The 2321-nt window shown below is 55.4% G+C and carries 3 protein-coding genes; 1 reads left to right on the top strand and 2 read right to left on the bottom strand.

Going from position 1 to position 2321, the window contains the following annotated elements:
* Positions 1-319: tRNA (adenosine(37)-N6)-threonylcarbamoyltransferase complex ATPase subunit type 1 TsaE (gene tsaE, locus INT22_RS20960; RefSeq protein ID WP_226912690.1), on the bottom strand; the 319-nt coding region annotated here is incomplete at its 3' end.
* An 11-nt stretch (positions 320-330) separates the two neighbouring features.
* Entirely contained in the window at positions 331-1824 is a 1494-nt protein-coding gene (locus INT22_RS12660; protein ID WP_193068327.1) for an NAD(P)H-hydrate dehydratase, read from the bottom strand.
* A 95-nt stretch (positions 1825-1919) separates the two neighbouring features.
* Between INT22_RS12660 and INT22_RS12655 the strand changes: the two genes are divergently transcribed.
* Positions 1920-2321, top strand: a 402-nt coding sequence (locus INT22_RS12655) for a QueG-associated DUF1730 domain-containing protein (protein WP_193068326.1), incomplete at its 3' end; no start/stop codon positions are given.

Here is a 2321-nt window from a genome sequence, read left to right as displayed (position 1 = left end):
GCCACTCAATTAAACAGAGTGCGTCATCGGCAAGCACATCTCGCCCGCCGATAAACTCAAGCTCCTCTGGATCTGCTAAACGATACAAATCTAAATGATAAATGCGCTGCGCACCCAGTTCGTAGGGCTCTACCAGAGTATAAGTAGGACTTTTAACCGCCCCCTGGTAGCCATAAGCGCGCAATATACCACGCGTCAATGTTGTTTTTCCTGCGCCTAAGTCGCCCTCTAAATAAACACGCCCGTGACCTTGCAGCGCCTGCCCTAATGCCTCACCAAAGGCAACGTGAGACACTTCATTATTCAATTGCACTTGCATGTAGGCCGCCTTCACGGGTTAATTAACACTCGTGCATAGGATGCCAGATCACTTGCCAGCAAGCCACGCTCACCCGTTGCTTTAGCCGCTTCATCGCCTGCCAGCGCATGCACCATCACCCCAAGCCATGCTCCGCGCTCCATATTGTCGTTCTGAGCAACCAGTGTACCTAGCATCCCGCTCAGCACATCCCCCATGCCGCCGCTAGCCATCCCCGGATTGCCATAAGGGCATATCACTAACCCACTGGGGCCCGCCACTAAGCTACCCGCCCCCTTTAAAATCACGACGCCGCCCCGCGCTCGCTGCAAGGCTCGGGCAGCCACTGGGCGATCTGCTTGAATATCGGCGACGGAACAGCCTAGCAACCGAGCCGCCTCACCCGGGTGCGGTGTTAATACCCAATTATCACGCCGCTCATCAGGCCAGCGACTAGCCAACAGGTTGAGTGCATCCGCATCAACAATTAATGGCACATCTAATTGCAAGGCACTCTGCAATATCGCTTGCCCCCAGGCTTCTTGACCCAGCCCCGGCCCAACAACGATTACATCTGCCTGGCAAGGCAGCTGACTCGCATCGGCGCCACCGCGAGCACCATGGGCCATTACCTCAGGGCAGCGCATCAAACTAGCAGTCACATGCTCAGGCGCCGTTGCCAAGCTGACCTTACCGGCGCCTAAACGCGCGGCCGCTTGAGAAGCGAGCAACGCCGCACCACCAAACCCTGGTGCACCTCCCATTACCACGATATGCCCCAGATCACCTTTATGGCTGATACGGGAGCGCGGCGTGAATACCTCACCCAAAAGTTCATCGTCCAAACGCCATGCGCTGGGCGGTATATCAAAAAACGCTTGCGCCTTGACACCTAACGGACGGAAGTCAATTTCACCGGTATAAGCAGGTGCATCGCCAGTATGCAGGCCAATTTTGTCGCCTATAAACGTCACCGTGCAGGTTGCATTGACGGCCAGCCCCATAGCAGCCCCCGTGTCTGCCGAGATGCCAGAGGGAATATCCAACGCCAATACCGGCTGATGCGACGCATTAATTGCTTCAATCACTTGCCTGATTTCTCCGGCAACATCACCCGACAGCCCAGTACCGAGCAGTGCATCAACAATCACCTCACCCACCAAGGTGGTGTTTGACTGCCACTGGTCCAAGCCGACGCCCGCCGCCGATGCCAGCTCGGCAGCGCGAGCAACATCCCCCGTCAACGCCTCTAAAGGCCTAAGTGAGATGCGCTGTACTTTAAGCCCGGACTGCATGGCCAACGCCGCAAGCACATGGCCATCACCCCCGTTATTACCGCTACCACACAGCACTGTCACGCTTCGTGCATGCGGCCAGCGGGAGCGGAAACTGTGCCATGCGCTGGAGGCTGCTCGCTGCATCAAGGCAAAACTTTCAATGCCGCCGGCAATCGTACGCCGATCAAGCTCACGCACTTGAGCCGCTGTATAAAGGGGGCGTAGCGAGGAAGTACTTAACGTGGGCACGATCTCTCCTTAATCTGGTGACAGTTGGGCACTAGTAGGTTGATAACCACTTATGCGTTAGCATAGCGCGCTTAACGCGCTACCGTTGATTTACCATGCAAAACTCCACCACCTTTTCACTATCTGATGATGACTTGACGCGTCTTGCAGCCCTAATCAAAACATGGGGTCGAGAGTTAGGTTTTCAGCAAGTGGGTATTACAGACACTCAGCTAGCAGCTCATGAAAAACACCTAGATGCTTGGCTTGAAAAAGGTCACCACGGTGACATGAGCTTTATGGCGAAACATGGCACCAAGCGCACCCGCCCGGAGGAGCTTGAACCCGGCACCCAGCGAGTTATCAGCGTGCGCATGGACTACTTACCCGCTGAAGTAGAAAGTACAAAAGTGCTGGGGCAACCTAGCCGTGCCTATGTCTCACGCTACGCACTGGGGCGCGACTATCATAAATTAATGCGCAAACGTTTGGCGCAACTCGCTAAAAAAATCGAGCAG

It is taken from the genome of Halomonas sp. 3D7M (assembly GCF_014897885.1).
Taxonomy (GTDB): domain Bacteria; phylum Pseudomonadota; class Gammaproteobacteria; order Pseudomonadales; family Halomonadaceae; genus Vreelandella.
The sequence above is the reverse complement of the archived record's forward strand: the minus strand, read 5'-3'. Positions and strand labels throughout refer to the sequence as shown.